This window comes from Microvirga aerilata (assembly GCF_016743775.1).
GTDB classification, from domain to species: Bacteria; Pseudomonadota; Alphaproteobacteria; order Rhizobiales; family Beijerinckiaceae; genus Microvirga; species Microvirga aerilata.
Genome location: NZ_JAEQMY010000041.1, coordinates 22,726 through 45,389, shown reverse-complemented (window position 1 = coordinate 45,389; position 22,664 = coordinate 22,726). Strand labels below are relative to the sequence as shown.

The 22,664-nt window shown below is 61.7% G+C and carries 28 protein-coding genes; 17 read left to right on the top strand and 11 right to left on the bottom strand.

Translation table 11 applies throughout. From position 1 onward, the window contains the following. On the top strand, positions 1-1,290 hold a 1,290-nt coding region (locus JKG68_RS21135), incomplete at its 5' end, for an amidohydrolase (RefSeq protein ID WP_202063335.1). A 78-nt stretch (positions 1,291-1,368) separates the two neighbouring features. On the opposite strand, the gene JKG68_RS21130 is transcribed toward JKG68_RS21135, so the two are convergent. The 4 genes from JKG68_RS21130 to hydA all read right to left on the bottom strand — a co-directional run bounded on the left by JKG68_RS21130 (position 1,369) and on the right by hydA (position 6,530). Next, the gene (locus JKG68_RS21130; RefSeq protein WP_202063334.1) at positions 1,369-2,820 is read right to left on the bottom strand and encodes an amidohydrolase family protein; all 1,452 of its coding nucleotides are present in this window, start codon (positions 2,818-2,820) and stop codon (positions 1,369-1,371) included. A 51-nt stretch (positions 2,821-2,871) separates the two neighbouring features. Continuing rightward, complete coding sequence (locus JKG68_RS21125) at positions 2,872-3,543, bottom strand: aspartate/glutamate racemase family protein (RefSeq protein WP_202063333.1); 672 nt, start codon at positions 3,541-3,543, stop codon at positions 2,872-2,874. A gap of 13 nt (positions 3,544-3,556) precedes the next feature. Then, on the bottom strand, positions 3,557-4,921 hold the full coding sequence (locus JKG68_RS21120; RefSeq protein WP_246515684.1) for an amidohydrolase family protein: 1,365 nt from the start codon (positions 4,919-4,921) through the stop codon (positions 3,557-3,559). A 148-nt stretch (positions 4,922-5,069) separates the two neighbouring features. After that, positions 5,070-6,530 carry a dihydropyrimidinase gene (hydA, locus tag JKG68_RS21115; protein WP_202063331.1) on the bottom strand — a complete coding sequence of 487 codons (1,461 nt, stop codon included), beginning with the start codon at positions 6,528-6,530 and terminating at the stop codon, positions 5,070-5,072. Positions 6,531-6,788: 258 nt separating this feature from the next. Here hydA and JKG68_RS32980 point away from each other — a divergent pair, with 258 nt between their 5' ends. The 3 genes from JKG68_RS32980 to JKG68_RS21105 all read left to right on the top strand — a co-directional run bounded on the left by JKG68_RS32980 (position 6,789) and on the right by JKG68_RS21105 (position 10,226). Next, the gene (locus tag JKG68_RS32980; protein ID WP_210346410.1) at positions 6,789-6,929 is read left to right on the top strand and encodes a hypothetical protein; all 141 of its coding nucleotides are present in this window, start codon (positions 6,789-6,791) and stop codon (positions 6,927-6,929) included. Positions 6,930-7,260: 331 nt separating this feature from the next. Then, the gene (locus JKG68_RS21110; RefSeq protein ID WP_202063330.1) at positions 7,261-9,690 is read left to right on the top strand and encodes a penicillin acylase family protein; all 2,430 of its coding nucleotides are present in this window, start codon (positions 7,261-7,263) and stop codon (positions 9,688-9,690) included. A 245-nt stretch (positions 9,691-9,935) separates the two neighbouring features. Then, a complete protein-coding gene (locus JKG68_RS21105) occupies positions 9,936-10,226 on the top strand; it encodes a toprim domain-containing protein (RefSeq protein WP_202063329.1) in 291 nt (96 codons plus the stop codon). 241 nt (positions 10,227-10,467) lie between these two features. On the opposite strand, the gene JKG68_RS21100 is transcribed toward JKG68_RS21105, so the two are convergent. After that, complete coding sequence (locus JKG68_RS21100; protein WP_202063328.1) at positions 10,468-10,635, bottom strand: hypothetical protein; 168 nt, start codon at positions 10,633-10,635, stop codon at positions 10,468-10,470. Between the two features lie 146 nt (positions 10,636-10,781). Between JKG68_RS21100 and JKG68_RS21095 the strand changes: the two genes are divergently transcribed. Next, positions 10,782-11,048, top strand: a complete 267-nt coding sequence (locus tag JKG68_RS21095; RefSeq protein WP_202063327.1) for a GlsB/YeaQ/YmgE family stress response membrane protein — start codon at positions 10,782-10,784, stop codon at positions 11,046-11,048. Positions 11,049-11,112: 64 nt separating this feature from the next. Here the strand turns inward: JKG68_RS21095 and JKG68_RS21090 are convergent, their stop codons facing one another. After that, complete coding sequence (locus JKG68_RS21090; protein WP_202063338.1) at positions 11,113-11,364, bottom strand: YgaP-like transmembrane domain; 252 nt, start codon at positions 11,362-11,364, stop codon at positions 11,113-11,115. A gap of 148 nt (positions 11,365-11,512) precedes the next feature. Between JKG68_RS21090 and JKG68_RS21085 the strand changes: the two genes are divergently transcribed. Next, on the top strand, positions 11,513-12,007 hold the full coding sequence (locus JKG68_RS21085) for a YciE/YciF ferroxidase family protein (RefSeq protein ID WP_202063326.1): 495 nt from the start codon (positions 11,513-11,515) through the stop codon (positions 12,005-12,007). A gap of 76 nt (positions 12,008-12,083) precedes the next feature. On the opposite strand, the gene JKG68_RS21080 is transcribed toward JKG68_RS21085, so the two are convergent. The 3 genes from JKG68_RS21080 to JKG68_RS21070 form a co-directional block, all read right to left on the bottom strand. Continuing rightward, positions 12,084-12,326: a hypothetical protein gene (locus JKG68_RS21080; RefSeq protein ID WP_202063325.1), complete on the bottom strand. Its 243-nt coding sequence runs from the start codon at positions 12,324-12,326 to the stop codon at positions 12,084-12,086. Further along, the gene (locus JKG68_RS21075; protein ID WP_202063324.1) at positions 12,313-12,954 is read right to left on the bottom strand and encodes an acyl-homoserine-lactone synthase; all 642 of its coding nucleotides are present in this window, start codon (positions 12,952-12,954) and stop codon (positions 12,313-12,315) included. Before JKG68_RS21075 ends, JKG68_RS21080 begins: the two co-directional genes overlap by 14 nt. Before the next feature lie 81 nt (positions 12,955-13,035). Continuing rightward, positions 13,036-13,773, bottom strand: coding sequence for a helix-turn-helix transcriptional regulator (locus JKG68_RS21070; protein ID WP_202063323.1), 738 nt, complete (start codon positions 13,771-13,773; stop codon positions 13,036-13,038). Positions 13,774-13,882: 109 nt separating this feature from the next. On the opposite strand from JKG68_RS21070, the gene JKG68_RS21065 reads away from it, so the two are divergent. The 9 genes from JKG68_RS21065 (at position 13,883) to JKG68_RS21025 (ending at position 19,562) form a co-directional block, all read left to right on the top strand. Beyond that, positions 13,883-14,269, top strand: coding sequence for a helix-turn-helix domain-containing protein (locus tag JKG68_RS21065; RefSeq protein WP_202063322.1), 387 nt, complete (start codon positions 13,883-13,885; stop codon positions 14,267-14,269). Positions 14,270-14,394: 125 nt separating this feature from the next. Further along, positions 14,395-14,922 carry a hypothetical protein gene (locus tag JKG68_RS21060; RefSeq protein WP_202063321.1) on the top strand — a complete coding sequence of 176 codons (528 nt, stop codon included), beginning with the start codon at positions 14,395-14,397 and terminating at the stop codon, positions 14,920-14,922. Positions 14,923-14,933: 11 nt separating this feature from the next. Then, positions 14,934-15,329, top strand: a complete 396-nt coding sequence (locus JKG68_RS21055; protein WP_202063320.1) for a phage holin family protein — start codon at positions 14,934-14,936, stop codon at positions 15,327-15,329. Beyond that, a complete protein-coding gene (locus JKG68_RS21050) occupies positions 15,329-15,805 on the top strand; it encodes a DUF3618 domain-containing protein (RefSeq protein WP_202063319.1) in 477 nt (158 codons plus the stop codon). Before JKG68_RS21055 ends, JKG68_RS21050 begins: the two co-directional genes overlap by 1 nt. Before the next feature lie 21 nt (positions 15,806-15,826). Further along, positions 15,827-16,615 (top strand): hypothetical protein, encoded by a 789-nt coding sequence (locus JKG68_RS21045; protein WP_202063318.1) that lies wholly within the window; start codon positions 15,827-15,829, stop codon positions 16,613-16,615. Between the two features lie 437 nt (positions 16,616-17,052). Next, the gene (locus tag JKG68_RS21040) at positions 17,053-17,421 is read left to right on the top strand and encodes a response regulator (RefSeq protein ID WP_202063317.1); all 369 of its coding nucleotides are present in this window, start codon (positions 17,053-17,055) and stop codon (positions 17,419-17,421) included. 63 nt (positions 17,422-17,484) lie between these two features. Continuing rightward, positions 17,485-18,513 carry an apurinic/apyrimidinic endonuclease family protein gene (locus JKG68_RS21035; RefSeq protein ID WP_202063316.1) on the top strand — a complete coding sequence of 343 codons (1,029 nt, stop codon included), beginning with the start codon at positions 17,485-17,487 and terminating at the stop codon, positions 18,511-18,513. A gap of 83 nt (positions 18,514-18,596) precedes the next feature. Next, positions 18,597-19,049 carry a response regulator gene (locus JKG68_RS21030; protein ID WP_202063315.1) on the top strand — a complete coding sequence of 151 codons (453 nt, stop codon included), beginning with the start codon at positions 18,597-18,599 and terminating at the stop codon, positions 19,047-19,049. Between the two features lie 186 nt (positions 19,050-19,235). Further along, positions 19,236-19,562: an SWIB/MDM2 domain-containing protein gene (locus JKG68_RS21025; protein WP_202063314.1), complete on the top strand. Its 327-nt coding sequence runs from the start codon at positions 19,236-19,238 to the stop codon at positions 19,560-19,562. Positions 19,563-19,582: 20 nt separating this feature from the next. On the opposite strand, the gene JKG68_RS21020 is transcribed toward JKG68_RS21025, so the two are convergent. Further along, positions 19,583-20,197: a hypothetical protein gene (locus JKG68_RS21020; protein ID WP_202063313.1), complete on the bottom strand. Its 615-nt coding sequence runs from the start codon at positions 20,195-20,197 to the stop codon at positions 19,583-19,585. Positions 20,198-20,311: 114 nt separating this feature from the next. Between JKG68_RS21020 and JKG68_RS21015 the strand changes: the two genes are divergently transcribed. Together JKG68_RS21015 and JKG68_RS21010 are read left to right on the top strand one after the other, a co-directional pair. Continuing rightward, complete coding sequence (locus JKG68_RS21015; protein WP_202063312.1) at positions 20,312-21,175, top strand: D-amino-acid transaminase; 864 nt, start codon at positions 20,312-20,314, stop codon at positions 21,173-21,175. 53 nt (positions 21,176-21,228) lie between these two features. Beyond that, on the top strand, positions 21,229-21,582 hold the full coding sequence (locus JKG68_RS21010; RefSeq protein ID WP_202063311.1) for a hypothetical protein: 354 nt from the start codon (positions 21,229-21,231) through the stop codon (positions 21,580-21,582). Positions 21,583-21,612: 30 nt separating this feature from the next. Here JKG68_RS21010 and JKG68_RS21005 read toward each other — a convergent pair whose 3' ends face one another. Continuing rightward, positions 21,613-22,656 carry a coiled-coil domain-containing protein gene (locus tag JKG68_RS21005; protein WP_202063310.1) on the bottom strand — a complete coding sequence of 348 codons (1,044 nt, stop codon included), beginning with the start codon at positions 22,654-22,656 and terminating at the stop codon, positions 21,613-21,615. Between the last annotated feature and the right edge of the window lie 8 nt (positions 22,657-22,664).

The window sequence follows — 22,664 nt, the reverse complement described above, 5'->3', positions numbered from 1 at the left end:
GGATATGACCAATTCGAGCTAGATGTCAGGCGCCATCCCCTCCGCGAGGAGCTCGATGCCGCAGCGCCCGATCATCCCGTTGCGATCGTGAGGGCCTGCGGCCACGTGACGATCTGCAACTCGAAGGCGCTTGAACTTGCAGGAATCGACGAAACGACTCCCGTTCCGCAAGGAGGCGCCATCGAACAGCGGGACGGGCGTTTGACGGGCCTGCTGGCCGAGACCGGACGAGACCGTCTCAAAGCCGTGCTGCCGGAGCCGACGGATCAGGAGCTCGTTCAGGCCATTGACGATGCTGGCAGGGCATGTCTGTCCTACGGCATCACCAGTGTGATGGACGCAGGCGTCGGCATGAGGGCAGGCTACCGCGAGGTTGCCGCCTATCGTACGGCCCAGCGGCTTGGCCGCTTGCCGGTGCGGACAACCCAGTGCCTGCTCGGCGGGCCGGGAGGCATTGTCGAGCAGGCCTATGCCGATGGAGTGGTGACAGGCGTGGGTGACTCCATGCTGCGCGTCGGGCCCGTGAAGATTTTTACCGACGGCAGTGCCGGCGGCAGGACCGCGGCCATGACGGAGCCCTATGTCGGAGAGCCCATAACCAAAGGCCTGATGCTCCTGCATGACAACGAGATGAATGACCTTGTGCATGATTACCACGCAAAAGGGTATCAGCTTGCCGTTCACGCCATCGGCGATGCGGCAATCGAGCAGACTCTCAATGCATTCGAGCGCGCGCTAGAGGCTATGCCGGATTCGGATCGCCGCCACAGGATCGAGCATGCGGGTTATGCAAGAGCCGACCAGAACGCCCGCATGAAGCGCTTGGGGGTCCAGCCGGTGCCGCAGCCCGTTTTCATCTACGATTTCGGGGATTTGTACGTCTCGGTTGTCGGCGAGAAGCGAGCATATCCTTCCTACCCTCTCAAAACCTGGATCGATCTCGGCTTCAAGCCTGCGGCCGGCAGCGATGCTCCCGTCTGCGACATTAATCCTTTCCCTAACTTCTTCTCGATGCTGACGCGTAAGACCTCCCATGGCACCGTCATGGATGAGCGGGAGGTGGTGTCCATTGAACAGGCGATCACCGCTTTCACGGAATTTGGAGCCTATGTGAACAGGGCCGAGCACGAATGGGGCCGTCTTGTGCCCGGACTTGCAGCAGATGTGGCGGTCTTCTCGCGCGATCTCCTGACGGCCTCGCCGGAGGAGATCCTGCAGGATACCCGGTGCGATCTCACGATCCGTGGCGGGGAGGTCGTTTTTGACCGCTATGGCGAAGCGGTTCGTTAGCCCATCCCGGCCCGTCCGAATGCCATGATGCAAGAGGCTCCGGGAACGCTCGGAGCCTCTTGCATTCAACGCTACAGGTCAGCGGCTGATCGGAAAGACACGCGGACTCAATTGCTCCAGCCCCCGACCAGCCCAATCGCGTTGCGGGGCGGCCGCAATGGCCTCGGTTTGGCCTCTGCGCAGCATCTCGATATCCTCGCCGATGTCGAAGTCCAGGATCTCTCCATTGCGGACGACCTGCCTGCCGTCGACATAGACATCCTTGATGGCTCTGTCGTTCGCTGAATAGACAAGGCTGCGGATAGGCTCGTAGTCAGGCTGCATGTAGGGATTGCTCATATCGACGAGCGAGAAATCCGCTTTGCATCCTGGTGCAAGGCGCCCGAGATCGGGGCGGCGGATCATGTCGGCTCCCACCGCCGTTGCCGCCATGAACGCATCGCGGGTCGTGGAGGCCGTGAAGCTCCCCGCCACGATGCGTCCGGCATAGCAGGCCATGCGAAGCTCATCGAGCATGTTATGGGGGAAGCTGTCCGTACCGATACCGCATCGAATGCCTGCCTCTACGTAGCGACTGAGGGTATTGAGTGCGATGCCGCGTCGGGCGAAGACGACAGGGCAGTGTGCCACCTGAGCGCCGCTGTCGCGCAGACGCTCGAAATCGTTGGCATGAGGCCAGTGCAGCCAGGGATGATCGTTCAGGAAGATGCAGTGCCCGATGATCGTGTCGGGGCCAAGGGCTCCGATCTTATCCAGCCATTCGATGGGTGTGCAGCCATAACGGCGCATGATCTCTTGGAATTCCACGATGCTCTGGGCCGCATGGATCTGGATCGGCTGGTTACGCTCGCGGGCCGCTTCGAGCGCGTCGCGGATCTGTCCTTCCGTGCAGGTATCGATCTGGGCAGGGCCGATGAAACCTGTGATGCGTCCGCTCGGGTGCTTTGATGCTGCATCGGCGATGTCGAGCGCTTCGCGCAGCAACCGATCGCCTGTGGCGGGGTCGAGATCGTACTCCACCGAGTGGCCGTTCGTGGTTTTCCAGGGACCGGACCGGAACATCCCCCAGAGCACGGCTCGGATGCCTGTTTCCGCATACTCGTCGGCCCAGGTCTCGCGGGGCCTGCCGAGATCGCAGATGGTTGTCACGCCGCTCTTGAGCAACTCCGACGCTGCAACGCGCAGTGCCGGGCGGGTGTATTCGGGGCCGATCTGGAAAACCGGCATGAATTCGTAGAGCGAACTCTGGCCGAGACGTGGGCTGCCCAGCTCCTCCAGCATGCCCTTCCAGCCCGGTTCATGGCCAGGGTGGCTGTGCACGTTGACGAAGCCGGGGATGATCATCATCCGGCGGGCGTCGACCTCAGCGTCCACCAGGCCGGAATAACCTTCGCCGACGTGAACAATCTCCGTACCCCGGATCACGAAATCAGCGTTGCGGAGATAAGTATGGGATTGAGCAGCTTCATCCCAGGCGACGATCCAGTCGCAGTTCCGGAAGAGGGTCGTCTTGGCGACGGTATTGGTCATGTCAGACTCCATGAGGTCAGGCAGGGTTTTTGCGAATGCGTTCCAAAAGGACTAATGGGCGGCGGGTTGCGACAAGCGGACATGGCCGACCGCCATTGCGACCGCCGCCTGCGTGGGCTCCACCACCGGAACGCCAACAGCTGCTTCCAGGGCCGTTCGAAACCTTGCCATCCCGGCGCACCCCATCACAAGGACATCGGCTCCATGGGAATCCTTCAACGTGCGGCCAACCTTAATCATGCGATCCAGTGCTCGGCCCTCGTCCGACAGCTCAGCGACACCCAAACCGATCGGCAGGTCCGCGGCAAAGCGATCCATGACGCCCATGGCGCCGAAATAGCGCAGATGCCTCGGAACGGATGTGGGCAGGATTGCAATGACGCCAAACCGCTGTCCGAGAGTGAGTGCGGTCAGCACCCCGCATTCCGCGATTCCGAAGACGCGACGGCGGCTCAATTCGCGAAGGGCATGGAGACCCGGGTCGGAGAAACAGGCAACGACAAAGGCGCCCGCGCTATCCTCTAGCTCGACGGCTTTCCGCAGCATAGGGACAATGACGCCATCGACATCCTGTTGCGACTGGATGCCGGGTGGGCCTTCGGCCAGGGACAGGCATACGATATCCGGTCCATCGGCGCTGCGAAGAGGAGCCACTGCCTTGTCGATTTCCGCAGTGACAGTTTGGGAGGAATTCGGGTTGATCACATAAACCGTCGGGCCCATGATCGTCTCATCCTCAACGATGGAGCGGCAGGGAACAGGGGGCGAGGGCGGATAGCGGGCGGCCCTGCGGGTCATCCCGTTCGGCCCGTCGGCAAGCGCGCCTTTGCGCGTCCTGCAGTTCGCGAACCGCTCCATCGTAGTCGAGGTTGACGACGCGCCGATCCTTCACGACGGCCTTGCCGTCCACATATACATCGCGGATGGCGCGGTCTGCGGCGCAATGGATGAGATTGCGCAAAGGATCATGAACCGGTTGCATGGATGGATGACTCAGGTCAACCAAAGCCAAATCCGCCTTGGCGCCGGATACCAGTCGTCCAATATCGCCGCGGCCCAGAGCTTTCGCTCCACCGATTGTCGCGGCAGAAAACAGGCTGCCGGTATCGATGTCGAAAACGCTGCGGCCGGAAACGCGTGAACAGATCAATGCCTCCCGCATCTCTTCGAGCATATTGAAGGGATAGCTGTCGGTGCCGATACCGACATTGACGCCTGCGCGGAGATAGGCGCCAAGACTTTCCAGGGTCATTCCACTGCGCGCAAATGTAACCGGGCAGTGCGCAACTGACGTGCCGCTGCTGGCCAGACGCTCAAGATCATAGCGGCTGCGCTGCCGGGTCCATGAGTGGTGGTCGAGGAATATGCAGTGACCGAGGATCAGATCCGGTCCAAGGACCCCCAACCGCTCGAGCATCGCAGGGGCAGTCTCACCGGTGCGTCGCAGCAACTCCTCGTGCTCAGCCATGGTCTGAGCCGCATGGATCGTGATGCGCATCCCACGGCTGCGCGCATGGCCGACAGCATCCTGGATCAACTCTTCTGAGCATGTCTCGATCTGCGACGGCGCGATCACGCCATCAATCCGGCCGCTGGGGTGGGCACGAGCTTCTTCAACGAAAGCCAGCGCTTCGCCGTAGCGCTCCCGTCCCTGAGCTTCATTCCATTCGAATTCGAGACGGTGGCTTCCGGCCATGCGCCACTGCGCCTCTCGGAAGCCGGGTGCGAGGTACGACCGTAACCCACTTCGGGCAGCGAGCGAGAGCCATGTGGGGGCAGGCGATGCGATATCGAGATGGGTGGTCACGCCGCTGCGCATCAAATCGCTCAGCATCACCGTCTGGCACGCAGCCTTGGCGTCCGCATCCGCGTCGATCAGCGCCGAATACTCGTAAAGGGCGTTACCCCAAAGAGCAGCGGTTCCCACGTCTTCGAACAAACCTTTCGCAATCGGCTCGTCGCCGGAATGGCAATGGATGTTGACAAGTCCGGGCATCGCCATGATCCCCGCACCGGCAATTTCCTCGTCGGCCTGGCCCTGATAAGCCGGTCCCACATAGAGGATGCCAGCCTCGGAGAAGGCCACGTCCGCATCCTGCATGTAGACGTGTTGCGAGGCGCCCTCGTCCCATGCAACCGTCCAAGCTGCACGTCGAACAACCGTTACTCTGTCAGTCATGATTTACCGGCCCATGCAAATACGTTGATTGGAGATGGGGCAACTTGCTGATTGTGTTCAGGGATGTTGATCACAGGAGTTGCGCGCCGAAGTTGGTAGCGGGATCGAACTCCGGGCTCAGACGTCCGGTCGGGCGCATGGCAGTCGAGCAACTGCGGGGGAGCAGCTGTCCGGATCCCGGCGCGGCTTGCAGCCTATCGTCGGCAACAATCGTGCTGCCGCGGAGCAGAACAGTCTCCGGCCAGCCTTTCAGCCTGCGATCCGCAAAGGGGTTGTAGCCGACATTGTCATGCAATCCATCGTTCGTGAGCATCACCTCCCGATCAGGATTCCATATCGCGATGTCCGCATCGGCGCCGACGGCGATGGCACCCTTACGAGGATGTAGCCCATAGATCTTCGCCGGGGCTGTGGCCGTAAGCTCCACGAATTTCTCAAGGCTCGACCGTCCTTGGCTCACCATGGCATCGAAGAGCAGCGGCAGGCGGGTTTCGAGCCCAGGCAAACCATTCGCAATCTGCTTGAAGTTCGGATCCGAGCCCGCAGCAAGCTTGCCGCTGGCATCGAAGCGATAAGGCGCATGGTCGGAGGAGACGACCTGAAGGTCTCCAAGGTCGAGCCCTCGCCACAAGGCTTCCTGATCGGATGCTGAACGGGGAGGAGGACTGCACATCCATTTGGCACCCTCGAGACCCGGCCGGTCCATGTCTTGCGCTGTCAGGAAAAGATATTGCGGACAGGTTTCGGCAAAGACCTTGATGCCTTCTCCCCGTGCTCGCCGGATGACAGCGGCTCCCTCCGCCGTGGAGACATGAAACAGCATGACAGGCTGGTCCAGGAGCTGAGAGAAGCGGATGAGACGCTCAAATGCCTCGATTTCACAGACACGCGGATGGCTGACGCCATGGAATTTCGGCTCGGTGTAGCCGCGTGCCACGAGCCTGTCAGCCATCCATTTGATCATGCCGTGGTTCTCGGCATGTGCGCAGACCAGGGCTCCGTGCTTGCGGGCCACCATCATCACGTCGAGGACCTGCTCATCAAGCAGGCGGACGCGATCATAGGTCATGAAGATCTTGATCGACCGGTGGCCGGCTTCGATCAGCCGGGGCAAATCCTGCTCCAACGCTTCAGGCGTCGGATCGGAAATCCAGAGATGAAAAGCGTAGTCCGTCACTGCGCCAGCGGCAGCAAGGCCCGCATAGTTCTCCACGACATCGCGCAGCCTGTCTCCCCGGTGTTGGGCCGCAAAGGAGATAACCGTGGTCGTGCCGCCGAATGCAGCGGAGCGGGTTGCCGTCTCAAACGTATCGGCATTCATCAGTCCGCCACCGGAGAGCTGCTCAATGTGGCAATGGGCGTCCACACCGCCAGGAAGGACGAACTTGTCGGTGGCGTCGATAGTACGGGGCGCTTGCAGTTCTCGTCCGAGTGCGGCGATCACCCCGCCCTGGATCGCCACATCCATCGTCGAGATGCCTTCGGTCGTCGCGATGCGCCCACCTTTAATGACCAGGTCGTACTCGGCCAATGTATCCCCCAGGGCTCTAAGATAGCGGTCTTCTATCGTGCAAAACACAATGTATGCGGATGAATCGAGCCTCAGCAAGGAGAACTTGGAAAGCACCAAGCCAAGTCCGCTATCCAAGGCCTCACGCGTATCTCGGCCGCTTGTTGTATTTCGCGACCTCAGCGGCTTTTTGCACTGCAACATAAAACGAAGGTCGACCTTATTCGATTGGTTGCTTCTGATATGAGACAAAGCACGGATTGGAGCAGTGCTTGCTGCATGACCTCCATTCACATGGACGACCTGGATGTGCTTGCCTGGGGCCTATGGCGTGTCCCGCCGGGTCAATTCGTGGTTGGAGCCATCTTCGAAGCGTTCGCCGCATCGTCGGGAAAGAAACGACTTCGTCTGATCGCCTAACCGATGCAAGCTTTCCTGAAGGGCTCGGAGCTTGATCCTGAGCTGCCGCTCGCAGCCAAGCCGCTGATCGATTAGCTTGGGTGTCTTACTGCACCGACTGCAGCATTCATCCGTTGGATGACTATTTCACGAAGGTGAATATGCCGGAGGGCGCACAACTAGCGTGGAAGCTTCAAGTAACAAGCGTCATCATCCTGATACCTGCCCTGTCAGGAATGCAATTGTTGGTCACCCGGCAAAGGACCGAGTATCGGGTTTGATCGATTCCTGAACGCCACTCCAACCCTGGAGAAAAAGGGAACGATCGACTTCGCTCAGGGAGGACAACTCAATGAGATCATCGACCAGAACCGCACGCCTGATGCCCTATGTGGGCGCTCTGCTCGTCAGCACCGCGATCCCAGCTTTCGCAGACATGTCGACTGCGGTCCGAACCACATCGCAACAGGTGAGAGGGCTGCAAGCTCCGGCCGAGATCATCGTCGATCATTGGGGCATCCCGCACATTTACACGGCAAATCAGCACGATGCCTTCTTCATGCAAGGCTACAATTCTGCTCGCGACAGGCTTTGGCAGATCGACCTGTGGCGCAAGCGTGGCCTTGGCTTGCTTGCGAAGGACTTCGGGCCCGAATATGCCGATCAGGACCGGGCCGCCCGCATGTTCCTTTATCGCGGCGACATGGATAAGGAATGGGCTGCCTACGGACCCAACGCCAAAACCTACACCGAAGCTTTCGTCGAAGGCGTGAATGCCTTTGTGCAAGAAGTCCGCGATGGCACCCGCGCCGCTCCTGTGGAGTTCAAGATTGCCGGAACGCTGCCCGACTTGTGGAAGCCTGAAGATGTCGTTCGGATCCGCAGCCATGGCCTGACGCGCAATGTGGCCTCCGAAGTCCGCCGGGCGCAGGTTGCCTGTGCGGCCGGTCTCGATGCCGACCGCCTGCGCGCCAAGTTCGAGCCGGAATGGCAAACTTCGGTGCCCGCAGGGCTCGACCCGTGCTCGATTCCCAAGGACGTGCTGAAGGATTACGAACTCGGCACGAAAGACGTCTCGTTCACGCCGCTGCAGAAGAAAGCTTCCCTGGATTCTCATGATGAATTCCTTGATGAGGCGATGGCCAACATCGACCGAATCGGGTCCAACAACTGGGTTGTTGCAGGCTCCCGGACAGCAACAGGTCGGCCGATCCTGGCCAATGATCCCCATCGGGCTCATGGCGTGCCTTCCTTGCGCTACATCGTCCATTTGAATGCGCCGGGGATGTCCGTGATCGGTGCGGGCGAGCCGGCTTTGCCGGGGATCTCCATCGGGCATAACGGGAAGATTGCGTTCGGCCTGACGATCTTTGCCATCGATCAGGAGGATCTCTACGTTTATCAGCTCAACCCGGGCAACGTGAACCAATACAGGTTCCGAGACGGCTGGGAAGACATGAGGGTCGTGCGGGAGACCATAGAGGTCAAGGGCGAGCAGCCCCGCACCGTCGAACTGCTCTTCACCCGCCATGGGCCAGTGCTATCCAAGGATGATGCCAAACAGCAGGCTTTCGCCATGCGTTCGGTCTGGTTCGATCCGGGCACATCTGCCTATTTCGGCTCCTCGGACTATATGACGGCTCAGAACTGGACTGGTTTTCTCGAGGCGATGAACCGTTGGGGCGCACCCTCCGAGAACCAGGTCTATGCCGATACGGACGGCAACATCGGCTGGATCCCAGGTGGCCTTACGCCCAAGCGGGTAAGCTACGACGGCCTGATGCCGGTGCCTGGCGATGGGCGGTATGAGTGGGAAGGCTTCATCCCGATGGCGGATCTGCCGAAGGAGTACAATCCATCCCAAGGCTTCTTCGCGACCGCAAACCAGAACAATCTTCCGCCTGGCTACCCGATCAACGAGCGGCGGATCGGCTTCGACCAATGGGCTGATCCTGCGCGGTTCCAGCGCATCACAGAGGTGCTTCAGGCAAAGCCGAAGTTTACCTTGGCCGATGCAATGGACCTGCAAAACGACGATACCAGCATGCTCGGTCGCAGGCTCGTTGCGCTTCTCAAGCCCCTTCGTTCAGAGGATCCAAAGCAAAGGACAGCTCTTGAGCTGCTGCAGAACTGGGACGCGAAGGAAACCGCCGACAGCGCCGGAGCAGCACTCTTTGAGGTCTGGACCAGTAAGCATCTGGGTCGGGCGACTGTTGCCGCAACGACGCCCGATGCAGCTCGTGCGATCATCGGCAATGGTAGCCTCTCGGCAATCGTTGATTATCTGGAAAAGCCGGATCAGGCGCTTGGCGCGGATCAGACAGCGGCCCGCGACAAGGTTCTGCTGCAGAGCCTTTCCGCTGCAGCCGATGAACTCAGCAAGCTGCTGGGCGAGGACATGGCGGGATGGAAATGGGGTAACCTGCATCAGGCTGAGTTTAATCATGCTTTGAAGCCTCTTGCCGACAAGGCCACACAAGCTCAGATGACGGTTGGGCCGCTCGCAATGGGCGGCGGCAACAACGTGCCTCACGCTGCGGGTTACAGCACATCGACGTTCAAGGTGACGTCGGGTGCATCGTTCCGCATGGTGCTCGATGTCGGCAACTGGGACGATAGCCGCGCAATCAACACGCCTGGTCAGTCCGGCAACCCTTACAGCCCGCACTACCGTGATCTTGCGCCTCTTTGGGCGACCGGCGATTACATTCCGCTCCTCTACTCCCGAGAGGCGGTGGAACGGGCTGCGAGCGAGCGCCTTCAGCTGACCCCCAAAGGTTGATGCTGGCCCTCGCGGGCCTCCGATACGGGAAAAGGACCGGCCACAGGCCGGTCCTTTTTGATGCAAACGATCCCTCCAAATATATCTCTGGTTCCTGTCGATGAAGGCGCCCATTTGCCCTCGCTCAGGCCGGACCTTCGAAGTGCCCGCCCTCCGCCGTGAGCAAACATCTTGGCTTGGCGGTTCCTGGAAGTACAAGGAATGTTCAACCGGTGCGGGTGGGCACCGGCAGCGACGAAGAGGGCATGCTGATCCTTGATGATAAGCCGCAGCCGATGGCGGGGCTGACCCTCCTCGGCGACCATTATGGCGACGTGTCCGGGAATTGGTATGTGGAAGCCAGGCTCTGCCTGCTGGAAAGGCTGGGCCAACCCACCCACGCCGATCTGGACCGAGCCCAGGAGAGTATCAGGCAGCATCTCGCCAGGGAGCATAAGGCGCCTTTGCCCCCTCAGCGAGTGCGTTTTACCGCCGGCCAGCGGCTGTTGGAGGGTGAATGCCCACAGAACCAACGGCTGACAGGATGCGAGGGATGAACAGCCGTGACGAGAAGACGTGCGTGAGGTCCTGCGAGATCTGGGAGCGCCAGGGGCGCACAGGCAATCCGCACGATCACTGATTTGAGGCAGAGCGCGAGCTCAAGGCCAAGGAAGAACCGGCCGCACAGGAATACGCTGAGGCAACGGGCCATGCCATTTGTTCAGGACATTAGCAGACAGGATCAGGTTCTATGGCGCGCCCCTGCGCGGGTCGGCTCCTGCATGCCGGGTACGTGTTCTAAACCTCGGCCGCTGGCGTGACGCCGAGATCGTTCAGCTTAGCTCGAACCTCCGTCACCGAGCGTTTCAGCTTCAGGCTGATTACCGAGACTGGAGCGCCTTCCCGGGCAAGGGAGATGAGGGCTTGCACAGCCTCGTAGGTCCAGTGGGATCCAGCAACATCCATGGCAAGGGCCTCCATGTGCGGGAGCCGGAAGTCTCCACCTCAAGTAAGGCAAGATCATGAAAAATCGGAGCCGGAGCGCCAGCCGCCCGCAACCTTAGCCGAAGATATGCGTTCCATGTTGAGGCAACACTGACAGGGACTATCTCATGAGCATCATCTGGACCATCATTATCGGCTTCGTGGCTGGTTTGATCGCAAAATGGATCATGCCCGGCCGGAACGAGCCGTCGGGCTTCATCATGACCACCATTCTGGGCATCATCGGCGCTGTGGTTGCCACATATCTCGGACAGGCTCTCGGCTGGTACCGGGCGGATGAGGGGGCAGGTTTCATCGGTGCCGTCGTCGGCGCCATCATCGTGCTCTTCATCTATGGCCTGATCGCAGGACGCCGTTCGACATCCTCCTATTGAGCATCCACGCTCTCCGGGTCCGGCTAAAAGGGCTACAGCTCAAACTGCTGTAGCCCTTTATCTTTCAGCCGTGATGAGCGATGCGATCGCTCTCGTGCGAGCCCATCAAGGCAGCCTTCACGGGGCAGCTGCCGGCATATCCGCGCCACGCCAGATAGGACCCGCCCGCGAGCGCCAGAATGTTCAGGAGCGGATTGGGGCGGGGTTTGGCCGCCGCAGCCGCGAGACCGAGGCCCACTAGCATGTAGACGCTGCGCTCGGTGGTGCTGAGGTTGGGCTCCACGTTCATCAGCGATCCGGTCTTGGCGGAAGTCATGTTCGCCACGTCAGTTCTCCTTGATTTGCCTGGGCCGAACGCGACGTGAAGCGGTGTTGTTCCCGGTGTTCGTTTTAAGCTTCCTGCCGCGAGGAACCTCCAACCTTGGCCTTCGTTGAGTCCACGCTCAACCAAAGGAGTTGTCACAATGCCAGCCAAGGAAAAAACCTTGAACGACCTGTTCCTTCACACCCTGAAGGATGTTTTCTATGCCGAGAAGCAGATTCTGAAGGCCCTGCCGAAGATGGCGAAGGCAGCCGAGTCCGAGGAGCTGAAGCAGGCTTTCGAAACCCACCGCGAGGAGACCCAGGGCCAGATCGAGCGCCTCGAGCAGGTTTTCGAGATGCTCGGCAAGCCGGCCCGCGGGGTCCAGTGCGAGGCCATCAACGGCATCATCGAGGAAGGCAAGGAAGTCATGGAAGACTTCGCCGAGAGCGAAGCCCTCGATGCCGGCATCCTCGCGGCCGCTCAGGCCGTCGAGCACTATGAGATCACCCGCTACGGATCCCTGAAGACCTGGGCCCAGGAGCTCGGCATGCCCGATGCCGCAAAGCTTCTCGACCAGAACCTTCAGGAAGAGAAGAAGACCGATCAGCTGCTGACCCAGCTCGCAGAGGCTCGCGTCAACACGAAGGCTGCCTGATCACAGGCAGCCGAATACAGGCCTCGTTCCTTTGACGGAGCGGGGCCTGTTTCTTTGGGCTCCTGACCTGGCGGCGCTAGTGGGTGCGGCCAGGAGTAACGTCGGTATCCAGGGTCAGGCGCAGGGACCCGGAGGGGGTAATCTCCAGCAGGGCTTTCATGGTCTCGGGCTGCTCGACCAGATGCATGAAGGCCAGAAGCCTCAGACGGGTGACCGGAGGCCACTGGGCGAGAAACTGGGCCATCGCCTGGGAGAGATTCTCGATCATCTCCTCCTGCACGAAAGAGTTGACGGGATGGTTCTCGTCAGGCAGCGACATGGGGTATCCGATCGAGGATGGGAGATATCCGGGGATCGCGGACGAGACATGAGCCACGCAGGCCCGCCAGCCTGCGCACATGATCCAGGCTGTCCTGCGAGATCTGAATGGAGGCCGCGATGCAGGCCTGGCCCTCGATCATGCTCGGCAACCCCAAGGGTCGAACCTTGAAGCCTGCCTGCTGCCAACGGGGCAGCCACCACATCTCGACGACCGCGGTCACCTCCGTGACGCCCTCCTCAAGGCAGAACTGCTGAAGGGCGGCCAGCAGACGGCAGTCAGTCCTGCCCATCCTCCTTTCCTTGACGACGAGGTAGCGGGTCCATTCGAAGATGTGGCGCGCGCTCGGAATGCCACGCTCCGCCATCGGGGCGAAAACCTCGCTGATCATGTGAGGCAGCAGGGTCGGATAAAGCCGCTGACCGCCTACAATCCGGTCCTGATCGATCGCGAGGAGGTAGATCGTATTCTTGTTGTCGTAGGAATCGACCTCCCGTGCGTCGGGGCGTTTCAGATCGAGCCATCCCCGCTCTTTGACAAAGATCTCATGCCGGAGGCGGAAATACTGCTCAAGCTTATCTCTATGTAAATGTTCATTATCATGGGTGATAATGTGCACTTGGGTCATTGGATGGGTTCCTGCCTCTAAGGGCGGGAATCTCGCGGGTCCCGGCGGGAAAAGATATTGTAGGAAGTTACAGGTGCGGTGTCAGAGCCCTATCAGCTTGAACTGAAGGGCTCTCGCGACGGCCTGCGTCTTGTTGGCGGCCTCGAGCTTCTGGCACGCGCTCGCAATGTGAGCCGTGACCGTGCGCTCCGTGATCCCGAGGATCTCTCCCGTATCGGCGGCAGACTTGCCCGCCGCCGCCCAGGTAAGGGCTTCGCGCTCGCGAGGGGTCAGGAGACCTGAGCCGTTATAAGGGCTGGGCTTGAGCAGTTGGCGAGCCCGCTCGAAGGCGTACATGGCCATCAGGTGCAGGGCCGGCTTCTTCTGGGGCGAGAGATCCAGGTGCGCCCCACTCATCGAGAAGCAGGCCTCATAGCCCTGGATGCCGTGAATCGGCAGGCAGAAGCCTTCCTTCATCCTGAAATCGGTCGCCCGGTCCATGACCTCGGCGGCCTGTGGTTCGGAGGCCCGATCATAGGGGGCCTCGGACCATTCGAAAGGTTGAACGGTGGTTCTGCAGAGACGAATGATGGGATCGACCCGCACATAGTCCTCTTTGGCGTAGATGTTGAACCAGCCCACGGGCCACTTCTTCAGGAGGACGACCTGCTCGAAGCTTTCCCTGGGGTTGGGAAGGCCCGTGATGATGAAATTCTCGAAACCGAAAATCCCAAAGGATTTTTCCACCGCGTTGATGACGTCTTGTGGCGTGACCAGGTTCTCCAGCCCTTCGATGAACTCGAAGGCCTCCGTCGCATAGCTGAAGCTGCGGCCGCTCACCTGCGTCTCCTGTGCGTTTATCAACCTTTAGATGAATATAATAACTATGCTACCAAAAGTTTTGAAAGTGGCATAAAAGCGCAAAGTGGGCCAAAGGCAGGAGCGGTGTTTGCAAAAGAAGTCTCCCAACCAGATCGACAAGCACATCGGAAGCCGGGTCCGGGCCAGGCGGATCATGCTCGGGATGAGCCAGGAGAAGCTCGCGGACGCCATCGGCCTGACGTTCCAGCAGATTCAAAAGTACGAGAAGGGCGTCAATCGGATCGGCGCCAGCCGGTTGCTCCATATCGCCGGCATCCTGGACGTGAGCATCGAGTTCTTCTTTGAAGGCCTCCCGGGGCTGCGTGCGGGCGGCTTTTCCGACGACAGCCTCGTGGCCGATTTCCTGACGAGACCCGAGAGCGATCGTCTGGTCCGCGGTTTCCTGAAGCTGAAGGACGACGAGGCCCGCAGGAAGGTCGCCGACCTCGTCGACTGGCTGGCCTCCGCGGGCTAAGCCTCGCAAAGGATCCGTGTACGCTGGCCAGGAGCGCCAACCCCTCTGAAATGCTGCGCTTTTGGGACCTTCGGAACCTGCCGCGCTTCTAATGGTTACTCACTCACGATTGAGAGAGGTTGACCATGGGCGTGGGACAGCAAAACACCAACAGGCAGCAGGATACCGGCAACGAGGATTGGGATGCGCTGAAGGGCGACGTCGGCGATATCGCGGGCGCCGCTGTCGAGCGCAGCCGCTACTTCATCGATTCCGCGCGCGAGCAGGCGACGGACTACGTCGATCGCCGCAAGGACGACATTGCGCAGTCGGTGGCCGATTTCGCGACTTCCCTGCGGGAGTCCACCCATTCCTTCGACGAGCGGCCCAACATCCGCGCTGTCGTCGACACGGCAGCCGAGGGCTTGGAGCAGCTTGCGGACACGATCCGGGAGCGGACCTTCGCGGACTTCTTCAACGATTTCGAGGATGTGGTCCGCCGCCGCCCGGCAACGGTAGCGGCCGTGACGGTCGCCGTCGGCTTCCTGACCGCCCGCTTCATCAAGAGCACGGCCGAGGATCTGCGTCATGACCGCATGAGCACGAACATCGCTCAAGGCGGGCAGGGCCGCGCACCACAGGGCCAGCGCTCGCGCGCCAAGGCCCGTACCTGACGGGGACCGCCATGCAGCAGGGCAACGGCAATCAAACCATCCAGGGCCTCGTCGGCGAGGCCCTGCGCGAGTCGACCGATCTCGCGCAAAAGGAGTTCACCCTCTTCCGGACTGAGGTGACCCAGAACATCAAGACGCTTTTCCTGGGGCTTGCCCTGGTCGTGGTGGCGGCGATCTTCGCCATCGCGGCCGTCATGCTGCTGACGGAATCCCTGGTCGAGTGGCTGGCCACCGTCGTCGATTCCGAGGCGCTTGCCGCGCTCATCGTCGGCGGGGTGCTGGCGCTCATCGCCATCGGCCTTGGGCTGTGGGGACGCAGCGCCATGACCTCGTCCTCGCTTACGCCGCAAAGGACGATGCGTTCGCTCAAGCGCGATGCGGAAGTCCTGTCCGAGAGAGGTACGTGATGACGACACAGAGCTTGCAGGAGCTGGAGAGAGACATCGAGCGGAGCCGCGCTCAGCTCGAACACACCATCGATCGTCTCCAGGACAAGATGACAGTCTCCGGCGTCGTCGACGACATGCTCGGAACTGCCCGCAACGGGCAGTACGGTCCGCTTTACGACAGGGTTCTGGAAACCGTCCGGCGCAATCCGGTTCCGGTCATGCTCGTCGCCCTGGGCATCGGGCTCCTCGCGTATCGTCTCGGCCGCCCCGCACCCGCATCCCGGCAAAGGATCCGGATCATCGCCGCCGACGAGGATCTCATCACGGAAGAGCACCTTTTGATGGAGGCGGAGGATCCCCGTCTCTACGGCTCGGAGGCAACTCCCCTGCAGTCTTCCGCAGGAGCAGCGCCGCTGCAATCGTCGACCGGAGCGGCGCCGCTGCAAACGTCGGATGGGATGTTCGAGCGCCCCGGTGTGAATTCCCGCATTTGATGAACTGAATAGGAGCTTTCCATGGCAAACACAAAGAACGAACCCGGCAAGCCGGGAGCAGACAAGCAGAGCGGCGGCGGCGCGGACACGGGTTCGGCCGGCAAGGTCTCTGCCGGAACTTCGGTGGGCAATATCGGCGAGGCTCCGATGCCTCACGCTCATGACGCGAAGCCGGCCACGAGCCAGGGTTCCGGTGCAACGGGCGCCAGTCAGGGTTCGGGCGCAACGGGTTCCGGTCAAGGAGCCGGTCAGTCCAAGGGCCAGACGTCGGGCCAAGGAGCGGGCCAAACCTCGGGCCAGTCCACGCAGCAGAATGCGCAGGGCCAGGGCGGCTCGATGGCCGACAAGGCCCAGCAGGCGAGCGAGCAGGTGCGCCAGAAGGCCGAGGATCTCTATGAGGACGCTTCCGAATGGGCCCAGGATACCTATGAGCGCGCCTCCGGCTGGGCCTCGGACAACTACGGCCGTCAGCGTCGCCGGATGAACCAGATGGGCGGCCGCTCCTCCCGCGCCTACGGCAATGCTCGGGGCGGGGTGCAGAGCTACGTCTCCGAGAACCCGATGGTCGTCGGCCTCGTGGGCCTGGCCGCAGGCCTTCTCCTGGGTGCCCTGCTGCCGCGCACGCGCCGGGAGAACGAAATGTTCGGCGAGTGGTCCGACGAGGTGCGCAACCAGGGTCTCCGCTATGCGCGCGAGGCCGCCACGCGGGGCCGCGAATACGTCGAGGAAACCTTCACGGGCGACGATGCGCAGTTCAGCCGCCACGAGAGCGAATTCGGCGGCGGTCAGCCGGACGCCAATCGCCACTGAGGCTTTTCCAAAGCCTGCCATATGAGAAAAGCGCCGGTGCAAACCGGCGCTTTTTCCTTGAGTTCGGCCCGATGTTTGGAGCGGCCCGCCGCATCAGATGCCAAGGCCTGAAAACAATAACGGCCACGGCGAGATGATGCGCGTACATCCGGCGTCATCATCTCGGCAGCGTGACCGCTTCTGGTGGGAGATCATCCCACCAGCTTGATCATGAAATGGTAGCGCGAGGGCCGGTTTTCAAGGGGATTTCGGGCGGTTCAGGCGCTCCGTCGTGCTTCTATCGGCGACGCTTAACCTTGAATCCTCAAAGTCTCCGCTGCGCCGACGAAGTCAGGAACCCGACGCAACCGAACTTGTTGGCTCTGTGCTGGGACAAAGTTCCCGTTCTCCAAAGAAGGCTTTCGGCTTGGAAGTTGGTCCTGCTGGAGGACCAAGTGATGGGGTTTGCTGTGCGTATCCTGATTCTGGAAGACGATCCTTCTATTGCGTTCGATCTGCAGGCAATCCTCGAGGACGAGGGGCACGAGGTCGTCAGTGTGGTCAGCTCCCTTCTGGAAGCCTACCGGCACCTGGATGACCGCCTCGACTGCGCTCTGCTGGATATCGACGTGGTCGGCGGCAAAAGCTTCGGCGTCGCCGAGGCCCTTCTCGAGCGGCACGTTCCGTTTGCCTTCGTGTCGGCCTCGCGGCCGTCCGACGTGCCGGAGTCCCTCCGACAGGCGGCGTTCATCGCAAAGCCCTTCGAGGAGCGCACCCTGCTTCAGTCCGTAGGGGATATCGCCCCGAGGCCCTTGCCCTGCCATTGAACCCGGTCCTTATCTCGGCCAGCGTGGGAACCTGCTCTTCCAACGCGACTTCATCCCCTCGTCATGCATGATTTTCGATTTGGCTTCTGCTGCAAGTATATTCCCGAGGACGGCGATGCCCGTGCGGCGCGGGAGATCAACACGTCCACGGTGACGATGGCATATCTCGGCCGTCTCGATCCGAAGGCCGCCTACGACAAGCTTGCCTCCGTGGTCGCCCATAACCTCGAAGCGTTCCGGCTTCAGGTCGCGCATGTGGCTGCCCGCCCAGGAATCGAACGGCTGCATCGCTTGTCCAGCGATCTGCTTCCCGGCTACACGCACCCGGCCTGCTGGGACTTCTACCGCGATCCGGATCTGCGCCGCCTGATCGAGACGAAGCTTGCGGATGTCGGACGGTTCGCCCGCGAGAGCGATGTTCGCCTGAGCATGCATCCCGGGCAGTTCTGCGTCATCGCCTCGGCCAATCCATCCGCGGCCATCAACGGCCTGGCGGAGTTCGAGTATCACGTCGAGGTCATGGCCCTGATGGGCTACGGCGAGGGCTGGCACCCGCACGGAGCGCACATCAACATTCATGGGGGCGCCAAAGCCCTTGGCGCCGAGGGTGTCCGGGGCGGTCTCGCCCACCTGTCGAAGACGGCCCGCAACCTGATCACGATCGAGAATGACGAGGTCAGCTTCGGCTTGGACGACCTGCTGCCCCTCGTCGACGACGTCGCGCTCGTCCTCGACCTTCATCATCATTGGATTATGAGTCGTGGCGAGTACATCGAGCCCGACGATCCCAGGATCGCCCGCATCATCGACTCCTGGCGCGGCGTCAGGCCTGTGAGCCATGTGAGCGTCTCCCGCGAGGATCTGCTGCCCGATCAGGATGTGCGGGCCCTCCCGGACTTCAACGCTTTCATGGATGCGGGCATCAAGCCGAAGGATCTGCGCGCCCACTCGGACCTGATGTGGAACGAGGCCATCAACGATCTGGTGATGCGCCACCTGGCATGGTCCGACTTCGAGATCGAGGCCAAGCTGAAGAACCTCGCCACCGAGGGGCTCGCCCATTACGTGGAGAGGCGGCAGGCCTATGCTTAAGCCTATCGGAAATTATCACCGGCCAAGGAACCAAACCGTTCTGGATGCGTTGTGGGATATTGTGCCAGTGAGTCAAGAAGTCGATGCCCGCCGACCAGTCCACCGTTCTGTTGGTTGAAGACGAGCCCCTCATTCGTCTCTTCGTCTCCGAGCTTCTTGAAGATTCAGGCTTCAAGGTTGTCGAAGCCGCCAACGCCACCGAGGCCCTTGTGCTCCTGGAGGCAGGCCTGCCGGTCAACGTGCTCCTGACCGATGTCGACATGCCGCTCGGCTGCAACGGCTACGAGCTGGCGCACCGGGTCAACCAGTCCTGGCCCGAGACTGAAATTCTGATTATGTCGGGCAGGCGCTGGCCTTCGCAGGGAGACTTGCCGCCCGGAGCGGCGTTTCTCGCAAAGCCTTGTCCCAACGAGGCGATCCTGTCCCATGTTCAATCCGCCGCGGAGCGGACGAAACGCTATCACCGGGCGGGGTCCACCCCGCAGATCGCTGTGGAAACGGCCGCTAAAATCCTGCCCTTTCCGAAAACAGCCTAAATTCCTGATCTCTATCTTGCTGACTGCGCTGAGCGGACATAAGCTCTGCCGGAATTGACCTTCTGTCGGGCGCCGGGGTCTGGGAACACTCCCCCCCAAATGTCCGATTGAGGGTTGGTCAATGAGCTTCTCGGGCCTGGTTCAGGGCTGTCGACAAGCTGTCCCACACCATTCCCGGAGGAATACATGCCGACCAAGACGACAGACGGAAAAGCCGGTGCGAAGAAGGCCGCTGCGAAGCCCGCCGCCAAGAAGGCTGCTGCTGGTTCCAAGCCCAATGCTCTTCAGCAACCCTTGCAGCCGTCCAAGGAGCTGGCCGCCATTGTAGGCACGGATCCTCTGCCGCGTGGCGAGGTCGTGAGCAAGATGTGGGAATACATCAAGAAGAACAACCTCCAGAATCCCGAGAACAAGCGCGAGATTCTGGCGGACGACAAGCTTCAGCCGATTTTCGGCAAGCCCAAGGTGACCATGTTCGAGATGAACAAGCACCTTGCACAGCACCTGAAATAAGCCTGCTGACGATAAAGCCTTTAGGAATCCTGCCGCCATTGATCGAGCGGCAGGATCTCCGACCTCTGGCCGGGCGCCTTGGCCCAGGGATCCACCGCCCAGGCCGATCCCGTCCGCTTCTCCGCGATGACCGCCGTGAAATGCGGGTAGCGCCCATCGAAGAAGAAGCCGCGCGACTCCGGATGCTCCACCACATGATGGGCCAGAAGGCCCTCGTCCTGCAGCACCAGTAGCAGGCTTGTCGTATTCGCGGTCTCGTCCAGACAATCCATCTGGCCATTCACGCCTGACATCCCTGCCGGCGAGCCTGGATCGTCGGGTTTGCCCCCGAAGGACGCGGCCAGATAGGCCGTGTACGTCCTGATCACGTCGCCCAGAGCCCGTCTTTCCGCCTCGGGCGAGCCCTGTCCGGCCTTCAAAGCCGCCCTGGCGCGACCGAACCAGGCCCCATCGACCGAAAGCGCCAGCCGGCGCGAGCACCCGTAACCGTGACAGGCGATGATGCGATGCCCCGCCGGTGTCACGTAGCCCTGTTGACTGAACCAGCTCTGGGCAGGCCGCGAGGCTGCCGCGCCTGGTGAGGTCATCAACAGCAACGACAGAACGGCGGGAATCAGAAGTGGCGTTGACGGCATGATGGGTTTACCAATCGGCCTTAAAGCGGCAGGCGCCCCTGGTCATATAGATCGCGGGATGCGTCCGCCTATAGGTCAAGCTTGGTTTGGCCGGATTGCGATTTTGGAGTTCCCATGTCCCGCATCGTCTTCCTGAACGGATCCTTCCTGCCGCTCGAAGAGGCCAAGGTGCCTTTCATGGACCGGGGCTTCCTGTTCGGGGACGGCGTCTACGAGGGCATCGGAGTTCTCGATGGACGGCTCATCGACAACGAGGCGCATCTGGAGCGCCTGGAGCGCTCCTTGAGCGAGGTTCGCATCCCCAACCCTTATACGAGAGCCGAGTGGACCTCCCTTCAGGGGGAGATCGTCCGCCGCAACGGCATGCAGGAGGGCTTCATCTACTTCCAGGTGACCCGCGGCGTCGCCGAGCGGGACTTCTTCTTTCCCGAAAACGCCAAGCCGACGGTGGCGATGTTCACCCAGGCTAAGGCCATCGTCCACGCGCCGGCGGCCGAGAAGGGCATCGCGGTCGTGACCGTGCCGGATCTGCGCTGGGAGCGGCGGGACATCAAGTCGATCTCCTTGCTCGCCCAAGTGCTTGCCAAGCAGGCGGCCAAGGAAGCCGGCGCGCAGGAGGCCTGGCTGGTTGACGAGGGTTTCGTGACGGAAGGCGGCTCGTCGAGCGCCTTCATCGTCACGCCGACCGGCAGCATCGTCGTGCGCCCCCTCTCGCATGCCATCCTGCCCGGCATCACCCGCAAGTCCCTGCTGCGGCTCTCGAAAGAAGGGGGAATCGCCCTCGAGGAGCGCCGCTTCACCGTCGAGGAGGCCTATGAGGCCGCCGAGGCTTTCCTGACCAGTGCGTCCAATTTCGTCCTGCCGGTGGTCTCCATCGACGGTCGCCCCGTTGCGGACGGCAAGCCGGGGCCAATCACCAGGAAGTTGCGCGAGCTGTACCTGCAAATGGCGTCTGCGCCCGCCCTGGCGGCCGAGTAACCTGATCGGAACCCGCCCCATGGTCGTCCGTTGCCTTCCCAAAGGAGCGACCCATGACGCGAGTGCTCGTCCTATCCACGATCCTGGCAGCCGGCCTTAGCACGGCTGCCCTGGCGCAGAATCCCGGGGTGCTGAACCAGCAGGCCCCGAACATGCCCGCGCCGAGCCAGATGCCCGCCGAGAAGGTGGAGCCCGACAGCAACCTGTCGGGGACCAACGGGCCCGCCGAGACGGGCTCGACCAGGACCTTGAGTGAAAAGCTTGAACAGACCGACGGCGTGATCCGTCCGCCGGAGACCGCAACGCCGGACATCACCGTGCCGGCTCCGGTGCCGAACCCCGGCACGACCCCGGTCATCCGGCCGCCGGGCAGCGCGGGCGGAAATCAGCAGATCGATCCGAAATGATCCCGTGAACGGTGGGAGGGGGGCTGAGCCTTACTTCCCCGCCGACCTGCGCCGCTTGCCCTCGCGGGACTTGTTGTTCTCGCGGGGGCCGTTGCTGTCGCGGGAGGCATTGGTCTCGCGAGGCTTGCCGCTCTGGGAACGGTCATTGCCGCTGGTCATGATCTGGGCGGCCACCTCGGAAATCTGGCGGCGCAGCTCGTCGTTCTGACCCTCGGAGCTTTCCAGGCCGGTGAGGCGGGTTTGCGCCTCGTCGCGCTCGCTTTCGATCTCGCGGATGCGTTGCTCCAGGATCAGGCCGCGCTCCTGCTCGGCGGCAAGGCTCCTGGCCAGCTCCGCCAGACGCAGGCGTTCGTCCGACAGTTCGTTGTGGCGCTCGCCCAGAGCCCGCTCGAAATCGTTGCCCCGGGCGGTCTGGGTCATCAGCCGGGTCTCGAGATCCGAGATGGTGATGCGCTTGGCGTCGAGATCGCTCAAGGCCGCCATGAGGCGTCGTTCCGCATCCGCATGTTCCGTCTCCAGGCGGAGGAGCTTTTCCTCCGCATGAAGAAGCTCCGTCTTCGTCTTGGAGCGGTCGTGCTGGGTCAGCTCCAGCTCCATGCGGGTGTTGGACAACTCGTTCAGGGTTGCCCGGTGAGCATTCTCGAGGGCCGTCAGGGTCTCGCGGGTGCCGGACAGGAAGGTCTTCGTCTGTGCCAGGTCCTCATCGGTCGCCGCCAGGCGGGTCTGGGTGTCGGCCAAGGCTCTCTCGAGCTGGGAGACCGTCCGGTCCCGCTCGGCCAGGGTTGCCTCCAGGGCTTCGATGCGGATGGCCCGCCGGCCGAGCTCTTCCATGCTCTCGTGCTTGAACGCCAGGGCTTCCTCGGCCTTGCGCTCGATCCGCCGCTGCAGCACGGCGAACTCGGCGCGCAGATGGTCCTTCTCCGCCGTCAATTCCGAGATCGACATGGGAAAAAGCGCCTCGGCCCGGCGGCGGGCAAGGCGCTCCGCCCGGGCATTGATGGCTGGAATGATGAGAAGCGCGATGAGGGTTGCTGCGACGAACCCCAGCGCAAAGATCATGACGGATTGGACCACGCGGACGC

Bases quoted from the DNA above. Each gene is read 5' to 3' on its own strand.
- JKG68_RS21130 (WP_202063334.1), bottom strand. From the start codon at position 2,820: ATGACCAATACCGTCGCCAAGACGACCCTCTTCCGGAACTGCGACTGG.
- JKG68_RS21125 (WP_202063333.1), bottom strand. From the start codon at position 3,543: ATGGGCCCGACGGTTTATGTGATCAACCCGAATTCCTCCCAAACTGTC.
- JKG68_RS21120 (WP_246515684.1), bottom strand. From the start codon at position 4,921: ATGCAGGATGCGGACGTGGCCTTCTCCGAGGCTGGCATCCTCTATGTG.
- JKG68_RS32980 (WP_210346410.1), top strand. From the start codon at position 6,789: ATGACCTCCATTCACATGGACGACCTGGATGTGCTTGCCTGGGGCCTA.
- JKG68_RS21110 (WP_202063330.1), top strand. From the start codon at position 7,261: ATGAGATCATCGACCAGAACCGCACGCCTGATGCCCTATGTGGGCGCT.
- JKG68_RS21105 (WP_202063329.1), top strand. From the start codon at position 9,936: ATGCTGATCCTTGATGATAAGCCGCAGCCGATGGCGGGGCTGACCCTC.
- JKG68_RS21100 (WP_202063328.1), bottom strand. From the start codon at position 10,635: ATGGATGTTGCTGGATCCCACTGGACCTACGAGGCTGTGCAAGCCCTC.
- JKG68_RS21095 (WP_202063327.1), top strand. From the start codon at position 10,782: ATGAGCATCATCTGGACCATCATTATCGGCTTCGTGGCTGGTTTGATC.
- JKG68_RS21090 (WP_202063338.1), bottom strand. From the start codon at position 11,364: ATGACTTCCGCCAAGACCGGATCGCTGATGAACGTGGAGCCCAACCTC.
- JKG68_RS21085 (WP_202063326.1), top strand. From the start codon at position 11,513: ATGCCAGCCAAGGAAAAAACCTTGAACGACCTGTTCCTTCACACCCTG.
- JKG68_RS21080 (WP_202063325.1), bottom strand. From the start codon at position 12,326: ATGTCGCTGCCTGACGAGAACCATCCCGTCAACTCTTTCGTGCAGGAG.
- JKG68_RS21075 (WP_202063324.1), bottom strand. From the start codon at position 12,954: ATGACCCAAGTGCACATTATCACCCATGATAATGAACATTTACATAGA.
- JKG68_RS21060 (WP_202063321.1), top strand. From the start codon at position 14,395: ATGGGCGTGGGACAGCAAAACACCAACAGGCAGCAGGATACCGGCAAC.
- JKG68_RS21055 (WP_202063320.1), top strand. From the start codon at position 14,934: ATGCAGCAGGGCAACGGCAATCAAACCATCCAGGGCCTCGTCGGCGAG.
- JKG68_RS21050 (WP_202063319.1), top strand. From the start codon at position 15,329: ATGACGACACAGAGCTTGCAGGAGCTGGAGAGAGACATCGAGCGGAGC.
- JKG68_RS21045 (WP_202063318.1), top strand. From the start codon at position 15,827: ATGGCAAACACAAAGAACGAACCCGGCAAGCCGGGAGCAGACAAGCAG.
- JKG68_RS21040 (WP_202063317.1), top strand. From the start codon at position 17,053: ATGGGGTTTGCTGTGCGTATCCTGATTCTGGAAGACGATCCTTCTATT.
- JKG68_RS21035 (WP_202063316.1), top strand. From the start codon at position 17,485: ATGCATGATTTTCGATTTGGCTTCTGCTGCAAGTATATTCCCGAGGAC.
- JKG68_RS21030 (WP_202063315.1), top strand. From the start codon at position 18,597: ATGCCCGCCGACCAGTCCACCGTTCTGTTGGTTGAAGACGAGCCCCTC.
- JKG68_RS21025 (WP_202063314.1), top strand. From the start codon at position 19,236: ATGCCGACCAAGACGACAGACGGAAAAGCCGGTGCGAAGAAGGCCGCT.
- JKG68_RS21020 (WP_202063313.1), bottom strand. From the start codon at position 20,197: ATGCCGTCAACGCCACTTCTGATTCCCGCCGTTCTGTCGTTGCTGTTG.
- JKG68_RS21015 (WP_202063312.1), top strand. From the start codon at position 20,312: ATGTCCCGCATCGTCTTCCTGAACGGATCCTTCCTGCCGCTCGAAGAG.
- JKG68_RS21010 (WP_202063311.1), top strand. From the start codon at position 21,229: ATGACGCGAGTGCTCGTCCTATCCACGATCCTGGCAGCCGGCCTTAGC.